Source organism: Intrasporangium sp. (assembly GCF_032907665.1).
In the GTDB taxonomy this organism is placed as follows: Bacteria; Actinomycetota; Actinomycetes; order Actinomycetales; family Dermatophilaceae; genus Intrasporangium.
The window spans coordinates 1-7,847 of record NZ_JAJJPG010000100.1; the positions used below are offsets into that span (position 1 = coordinate 1).

Genomic DNA, 7,847 nt, shown 5'->3' on the forward strand with positions numbered 1-7,847 from the left:
GGCGCCACGTCGGCAGTCGTCCGCGGGGGGGGAGGTCGCGTCGTCACCGGTGGCGGGGGGGTGGGGCTCACGGGCGGGGGCGGCGGCGCCGGCGGCGAGGGAGCGGGGGCACGGGGAAGCGTGACGGGGGATGAGGGGGGCAGCGGCCGCGGCGTCGCCCGGGGCGCCGGTGCTGGGACTGGCGGGACCGGAGCAGCCGTCGTCGTGGGTGGTGGAGCCGCCGGCGGCGGGGCCGGGGTCGGGCTCAGGGTCGGGCTCTGGGTTGGGATCTGGGTCGGGCTCTGGGTGGGGCTCGGCACCGTGACGGCGGGAGGCCGTGCAGCCACGGTCGGCTCGGCGGGCACCGGTGCCGCGCTGGCGAGCCCGACCCCGATCGCGACGCCTGCCACCAGGGTGGTGGCCCGGCCAGCGAGCTGTCCGAGGGTGTCACCGACGCCGGGAGCGGGTGGGGTGCTCGGGACCGGCGCAGCACCGACAGCACCTCCCGCGCCGGCGGCCGTGGCCGCGGCCTCGCCCGACCCTGCAGCCCCTCCGGCGCTCGCGACACCGGCCGGCCCAGCCGCTCCGGCGGCACCCGCACTCCCAGCGGCGGCGGCACCCGCGGCCGAGGTGAGGCCCGCAATCGCCGTGGCACTGACGAAGCCAGTCGTGCTGAGACCGGCGAGGAAGACGAACGGAACGAGGAGCGCCGGGAACTCGGCGTGGATCGCCCGCAGGTCCGCGGCGACGGTCGAGGCGTGGTCGCACGTGCGCAGGTGCTCCTCGATGCGAGCCTTCTGCCGCTTCGGCAGGCGGCCCCGGACGTGGGCGCCGAGGTGCGCGATGGCCCACCGGCACTCGTCGCTGTCGGCCGCGGGCAGGCTGCGCCGGGCGCAGGCGTCGAGGTACTGCGCGCGCAACGCCTCACGCGCCCGCATGGCCCGGGCGCTGACGGCATTGGCCGACATCCCGAGCGCGGGTGCAAGGGCGCGGGGCGCCTCTCCCTCGACAGTCGTGTGCCAGAGGACGCGCTGGTCCCGCTCGGACAGGCCGCGGAAGGCCGTGCGGACCAGGTCTGCATCGAAGCCCTCGTCGAGGTCCTCGAGCACCGGCTCGCCGAGCTGCTCGAGCGTCTCGTCCTCGGCGGGGACGACTTTGAGCTCCCGGCGGCTGTGGTCGATGGCAACGGTTCGCACGGCCGACAGGAAGTAGGCACGGAAGTGCTCGTCCGGACCCTTGCCTTCCTGGATCAGCGCGAAGACGCGGGCGGAGGCCTCGGCGACGATGTCTTCCGCCGCGGTCCGGCCCCGGTATCGTCCGGCGACCGCGTAGGCAGCCGACAGGTGCCGACGCCAGAGCTCACCGAACGCCTCGGCCGAGCCCTCCCGACTGCGCGCCAGGAGGTACATGTCGGCCGCCGAGGACCACGCCTCGCTCGACCACATGGACATATCAGCCGCCACGAGCCACCTTCCGACGTTGCCCGAGCCCTGACCAGTGTGCCAAGCGGGCGAGATCCACGTCGAATCGACGGGACCGGGTCGGGGAGGGTGAGTGTGGATGAGGGTGGTTCCGCCCTCCCGAGGAGTCCCCTCCACGAAACCCCCGGAAGGGCGGAACCTGACGGCGGTCAGATCCGGTCAGAGGCACTCCCTCCCCTGACGAGCGGGAGTCTGTGGGACCGTCGTCACTGAGTAGACGACGGTCGGCCGGGTTCATGACGCGATTTCTGCTGGTTCTTCGGTCATCTTCTCCGCGGCGGAGTCAGGCTTGCGCCCGACCGCGAAGAGGCGCGTGAAGGGGAAGAGCACACCGAAGCCACGGCGGGGATAGGCCAGGTCCAGCTCCCGCTCGTAGTCGGTGAGGAAAGCTGCGCGCTCCTCGGCCTCGGTGAGCACCCCGAGGACCGGCCGCAGGCCGGTGCCGCGGACCCACTCGAGCACCGGGTGGGCCGCATCCTCGCGGGTGGCCAGGACCTGGAGGTAGGTGGTCTCCCAGGCGTCGACCTCGGCTCCGAGGTCGAGCAGGAGCGCCGCATAGGTCTCGAGCAGCGCGACCGAGCGGGCCCGGTCGAGGCCCGGAGCGAGGTCCTCGGCGCGGGCATGACGAGCCGCGACCTCCCGCATGAGCCGATGCGAGGGGGCATCGAAGTTCGCGGGCACCTGCATCGCGAACGTGCCGCCGGGCCGGAGCGCCCCGAACCAGGCGGGGATGAGGCGCAGATGGGTCGGCACCCACTGCAGGGTCGCGTTGGTCACGATGACGTCGAAGGGCTCGCCGCCGGCCGCGTCCACCCAGTCCTCGGCGCGGGACTGGGCCCACTCGACCCGTGCGTCCACGTCGAGCGCGCGCGCCCTCTCGAGCATCTCCGGGGAGCTGTCCAGTCCGATGACGTGCGCGTCCGGCCACCGCTGGGCGAGCTGGAGGGTGAGCTCACCCGGCCCACAGCCGAGGTCCAGCACGCGTCGGGGTGACGGGGTGCGGATGCGGGCAACGAGCTCGTGGAACGGCCGGCTGCGCTCCTCCGCGAAGCGCCCGTACTGGGCCGGGTCCCAGGCGGCATCGGGCGGCGTCTCTGCTGCCTCCGGCGTGGGACTCACCGTCCCGCGCACCACGGCTGCACCTCCGGTGTCGTCCTGTCTCACCGAGTTGCCCATTCCTTCCTCCCTTTGCTTGATGTCAAGAGTCTTGACGATGCTTCTAGAGTGGCTCCATGAGCCCCGACCGCGTGCCCGCCGACGACGTCGATGTCGTCGTGTCCGCGTGGCGTCGGGAACGCCCCGACCTCGACGTCAGCCCGCTGGAGGTGCTGTCTCGTGTGTCGAGGCTAGCCCGCCGCCTCGATCTGGCGAGGGGATCCGCCTTCTCCGAGCACCTCCTCGACGGATGGGCCTTCGATGTCCTCTCCGCCCTGAGGCGAGCTGGGGAGCCATATGAGCTCTCGCCCGGACAGCTCGTCCAGCAGACGCTGGTGACGTCCGGCACGATGACGAACCGGGTCGACCGCCTCGAGCGGAGCGGCCTCGTCGAGCGCCGTCCCGACCCCGATGACCGCCGCGGCGTGCTCGTGCGCCTCACGCCGCGGGGCCGTGACGCGGTGGACGCGGCGATGGCGGACCTCATCGAGCAGGAGAAGTCTCTCCTGTCCGAGCTCTCCCCCGCCGAACAGGCCACCTTGGCCTCGCTGTTGCGCCGGATGCTCGCACCGCTCGAGTCGACAGGCGAGTGAGCGACGTCCCGGCGGGCCACCGCTCAGCCCTGCTGGAACTCGAGACGGTTGCCCACCGGGTCGCTCGTGTGGAAACGTCGCAGGCCGGCAATGTTGTCGTCCCAGGTCACCGGCGCTCCTGCAGCCGTCACCCGTGCCGCGAGCGCATCGAGGTCGTCGACCGCGATGCCGGGGTGGGCCTTTCGAGCGGGCCTGAAGCCCTCCTCGATGCCGACGTGGATCTCGACCCCGCCGGAGCGGAACCAGGCTCCCCCACGGGCTCGCAGGCGTTCCGGCTTCTCCAGCTCGGTCATCCCGAGGACTGCACCGTAGAAGGCTCGCATCGCGTCCTCGCAGCCGACGGGACCCGAGACCTGGACGTGGTGGAGAGTCATCTGCATGCCCCAAAAAGTATCTTGATATCAAGATACTTTCAAGGGCCGGTTCCGTGGGAGTGAGGTCAGGTGGGCTGCCCGGGCTTGGCAGGACCCACCTGGAGCGGCCGCATCATCTCGTGGTCCTCGTGCTCGAGGATGTGGCAGTGCCAGACGAACCGCCCGGCGGTGTCGAACTCCATCCGGATCCGCGTCACTTCCTCGGGGTAGGCGATCACGGTGTCCTTGCGGCCGCCCTCCCCCGGCTCCGGACCGCGCGGTGCACTGTCGGCCGGAAGCCTCACGACGCCGATGGCCTCGGGCCGGTGCCCGCTCAGGTGCCCGCCGTCGCCGTGTGACTCCTCGACGTGGATCGGCTGGCGGCTCACCACCTCGAAGGCCACCTCGTGGACGTGGATCGGGTGCGCGTCACCGGTGGTGTTGTAGATCTCCCAGACCTCGGTGGAGCCCTCACCCGGGTCTTCGGTGACCTCGTCATGCCACTCCCGCACGAAGACCTGTCCGCCCGCCGGCTCGGCGGGGTCGCCGTCGACGACGCCCAGCAGGGCCCGCGCGGGCGCGTCCTCGGCCGCTATCGACATCGCCTCGATGAGCGCGACCCGACGCACGCGGTCCGGCTCCGGCAGGTCCGGGATCGGGGGCAGCACGAGGTGCTGCGGCGGCGTCGAGCGGTCCGGCGTGCGCGCCCGCCCGACGCGGAACTCCATCACCTGACCAGTGGTGTCGGGATCGGCAGGGTCGAACTCCCCACCGCCGAAGGGCTCGTCAGGCCCGGCGTTGCGCAGCACCCAGCCGCCGACGGGCACGTCGGAGAAGTCCACGACCAGGTCGGCCCGCTCGGCCGGCCCGAGGAGGACCTTGCCGTCGAGCGCACCGGTGACGTGGACCGTCTCCGGGAGCAGGCCGCCCTCGTTGCCGATCTGCCAGACGTCGGCCCCCGGGATGCCGTCGAAGTCCAGGAGGAGCACACGGGACTGGCAGCCGTTGAGCACCCGGAAGCGGTAGCGCCGCTGCTCGACCTCGAGGTGTGGCCAGACGTGGCCGTTGACGATGAGGGTGTTGCCGAAGAACTCCGGGTTCCAGACCGGTGGGAGGTCGGACTCGGGGACCCAGGGCCCGGTGACGCCGTCGAAGAAGGTGCGCGAGTCCGGGTAGAAGAGGGAGCCGTCCGCGTTGAAGGAGCGGTCCTGGATGGCGATCGGGATCTCGTAGTAGGTCTTGCCGTTCGGTGGGTCGGTGCGTCGGGGAGCAGGCCCGGGCAGCGTGGCCCGACCACCGGTGCGGGCATCACGGATCGGGCCGTCGCGGCCGGAGTTGTCACGCAGGAGGAAGAACCCGGCCGGACCCGTGTAGACGTTGAGTCTGGTCATGCCGAGGGCGTGGTCGTGGAACCACATCGTCGAGGGCCGGTTGACGTTGGGGTACTGACTCGTCAGGGCACCGGCCTCAGGGGCGACGCCGAAGCGATCCTCGACCACCCCTGCCACGTAGGCGTGCCAGCGCCCGCCTCGTGCGAGGCCGGGGTCGAGGTCCGTCGCGTCGGGCAGGTACCACGCCTCGGTGTAGCCGTCGCTCTCCTCACCGACACCCTCGGCCCCGTGGACGTGCGTGATGATGGGAACCGGGCCCCGGTAGGTCGTGTACTGGGTCGTCGGGTCGTCGTACTCCTCCGGCGGGACGAACACGCGACCGGTGAAGTCGGGCGTGTGGTCCGTCCCGTGGTGCCCGTGCGCGTCGGGGAGCTGCTCCGGGTTCGCCCAGTGCAGCGTCGGGTCGACCGGCAGCAGGTGCGGCAGCGCGCGCCCCTCGGCGTCGACGAGGTCGTTGACCCAGCGCACCCGGACGGGGACGTCGGTCGTCGCCTCGATCGTCAAGGAGGGCGCGTGGTGCAGCGCCGTGCCCGGCCCGGCGGGGCCGTAGCCCCACACCGTGGTCGCCGGCTGCCCCGGCGGCAGCACCTGCTGCTCGAACTGCCGCATCGCGATCTCGTAGTAGTCGATGTTGGGCCCGCCCCGCCGCGGGATCGTCGCCGTCCGCGGCATCGCCGGCGGGATGAGCAGCGGCGACACGAACTTCGGGATGGTTGCCGGGTCGAGGCTCCCCCCGGGGATGCTCGCGACCGCGATCCGATGTCCTGCGGCCGTCGTTGCGAAGAGCGTCAACGTCGTGGCGCCGGTGTACCTGAGGAATGTCCGCCTGGTCAGCATGGGTCCGCCTCCCCTGTTGCACTCCCCGAGCCACTCACCACCGTATGGCCCGATGCGGCGTCATGGAGGCGCTTTGCAGCGATGTACTGCACCGGCACCGGAGCCCGGGACCTCGGCACGGGTACGTGTGCGGCGCTCAGCCGACGATCTCTGCCGCCTCGAGCCACTCGTGCTCGAGCTCCTCCTTCTCGGCGACGACGTCCTGGAGCTTGGTGTTGAGGTCGGCGAGTGCGACGGGATCGGTTGCCGCCTCGGCCATCTCGCCGTGCAGGCGGGCCTCACGGTCGGCCAGCCTCGACAGCTGCTTCTCAATGCGCGCCATCACCTTGCGTGCATCGCGCACCTCCGACGGACTCGCGCCGGGTGCGCCGGAGGGCGCTGACCCAGCCCCGTCGGGGAGGTCACGTATGCCGCTGGGCCTGCTCAGCGGCATACGGCCGGCTCCGCGTGGGGTTGCGGCGCGCAGGCGCAGGTACTCGTCGACCCCGCCGGGCAGGTCGCGCAGGCGCCCGTCGCCGAGGAGCGCGAGCTGGTGGTCGCACACCCGCTCGAGCAGGTAACGGTCGTGGCTGACGACGACGAGCGTGCCCACCCACCCGTCGAGGACGTCCTCGAGGCCGGCGAGGGTCTCGATGTCGAGGTCGTTGGTCGGTTCGTCGAGGATGAGGACGTTCGGCTCCCCGAGCAGGAGGCGGGTCAGCTGGAGACGCCGCCGCTCTCCGCCGGAGAGATCGCCGACGCGCGCCTGCTGCCGTCCACCCGGGAAGCCGAGGCGCGTCGCGAGCTGGCCGGCGCTGATCTCCTTGCCACCCAGCGTGGTCCACTGCCGGACGTCCTCGATCGCCTCGATGACCCGCCAGGAGGTGAAGCGGTCGAGCTCGCGCACCTCCTGCGTGAGGTGCGCGATGGACACGGTCTTGCCGACCTTGCGGCGACCGCTCGTCAGGGGTTGCTCGCCCGTGATCGCCCGCAGGAGCGTCGACTTGCCGGCACCGTTGACGCCGACGATGCCGACCCGTTCGCCGGGCGCAAGTCGCCACGTGACGCGGTCGAGGATGACCCGTTCGTCGGGGGCCTCCCCCACGACGACCGTCGCGTCCTCGAGGTCGAGCACGTCCTTGCCGAGCCGCTTCGTCGCGAAGGTCGCGAGCTCGACGGAGTTGCGAAGCGGCGGCTCGTCCGCGATGAGGGCGTTGGCCGCGTCGATGCGGAACTTCGGTTTGCTCGTGCGTGCGGGTGGGCCGCGGCGCAGCCACGCGAGCTCCTTGCGCATGAGGTTGGCGCGGCGGTCCGCGGCGAGGCCGGCCAGCCGGTCGCGCTCCGCCTTGGCGAGGACATACGCGGCGTAGCCTCCCTCGAAGGGGTTCACCTGCCCGTCCTCGACCTCCCACGTCAGCGTGGCATACGCGTCGAGGAACCACCGGTCGTGGGTGATCGCCACCGTGGCGTTGCCGGGGCGGGGGCGCTGCGTCGCCAGGTGCTCGGCGAGCCATGCGACGCCCTCGACGTCGAGATGGTTGGTCGGCTCGTCGAGCAGCAGCAGCTCGGGGTCGTCGACGAGGAGCTGCGCGAGCGCGAGGCGGCGTCGCTCCCCACCGGACATCGGGCCGACGACGGCGTCGAGCCCCCCGACGTCGGGGGCCTCGATCCCGCCGAGGAGTCCGGTGAGGACATCGCGGATCCGGGGCTCGCCCGCCCACACGTGGTCGGGCCGGTCCCGCAGAACCGCTTCTCGGACGGTGTGGCCGGGGTCGAGCGAGTCGTCCTGGGAGAGGATCCCGACGCGGATCCCGTCGGTGCCGCCCTGTCGTGACACGCGCCCCTCGTCCGGCTCCTGGAGCCCGGCGATGACCCGCAGCAGCGTCGACTTGCCGCCGCCGTTGCGGCCGACGATGCCGATGCGGTCGCCGGCGAGCACCCCGGCCGACACGTCGTCGAGGACGTGGGTCGTCCCGAAGACGAGGGACACGCGCTCGAGGTTGACGAGGCTGGCGGGAGCAGGTGGCATGGCGATCCGACCCTAAGGCCTCGCCCGACCTCGACACGAACCGGATGCCA

Annotated in this window: 6 protein-coding genes; 1 reads left to right on the forward strand and 5 read right to left on the reverse strand. The window is 72.0% G+C overall.

Annotated features, from left to right (window positions below; all coding sequences use genetic code 11):
• Together LOY02_RS13990 and LOY02_RS13995 are read right to left on the reverse strand one after the other, a co-directional pair.
• Nucleotides 1-1,424, reverse strand: a 1,424-nt coding sequence (locus LOY02_RS13990; protein ID WP_317182975.1) for a sigma-70 family RNA polymerase sigma factor, incomplete at its 3' end; no start/stop codon positions are given.
• A gap of 270 nt (nucleotides 1,425-1,694) precedes the next feature.
• Entirely contained in the window at nucleotides 1,695-2,636 is a 942-nt protein-coding gene (locus tag LOY02_RS13995; RefSeq protein WP_317182976.1) for a methyltransferase domain-containing protein, read from the reverse strand.
• A 56-nt stretch (nucleotides 2,637-2,692) separates the two neighbouring features.
• On the opposite strand from LOY02_RS13995, the gene LOY02_RS14000 reads away from it, so the two are divergent.
• Nucleotides 2,693-3,208 (forward strand): MarR family transcriptional regulator, encoded by a 516-nt coding sequence (locus tag LOY02_RS14000; protein WP_317182977.1) that lies wholly within the window; start codon nucleotides 2,693-2,695, stop codon nucleotides 3,206-3,208.
• 23 nt (nucleotides 3,209-3,231) lie between these two features.
• On the opposite strand, the gene LOY02_RS14005 is transcribed toward LOY02_RS14000, so the two are convergent.
• The 3 genes from LOY02_RS14005 to LOY02_RS14015 all read right to left on the reverse strand — a co-directional run bounded on the left by LOY02_RS14005 (nucleotide 3,232) and on the right by LOY02_RS14015 (nucleotide 7,797).
• Nucleotides 3,232-3,588, reverse strand: a complete 357-nt coding sequence (locus tag LOY02_RS14005; RefSeq protein WP_410505954.1) for a VOC family protein — start codon at nucleotides 3,586-3,588, stop codon at nucleotides 3,232-3,234.
• 59 nt (nucleotides 3,589-3,647) lie between these two features.
• The gene (locus LOY02_RS14010) at nucleotides 3,648-5,789 is read right to left on the reverse strand and encodes a multicopper oxidase family protein (protein WP_317182978.1); all 2,142 of its coding nucleotides are present in this window, start codon (nucleotides 5,787-5,789) and stop codon (nucleotides 3,648-3,650) included.
• 136 nt (nucleotides 5,790-5,925) lie between these two features.
• Entirely contained in the window at nucleotides 5,926-7,797 is a 1,872-nt protein-coding gene (locus tag LOY02_RS14015; protein ID WP_317182979.1) for an ABC-F family ATP-binding cassette domain-containing protein, read from the reverse strand.
• Nucleotides 7,798-7,847 lie beyond the last annotated feature (50 nt).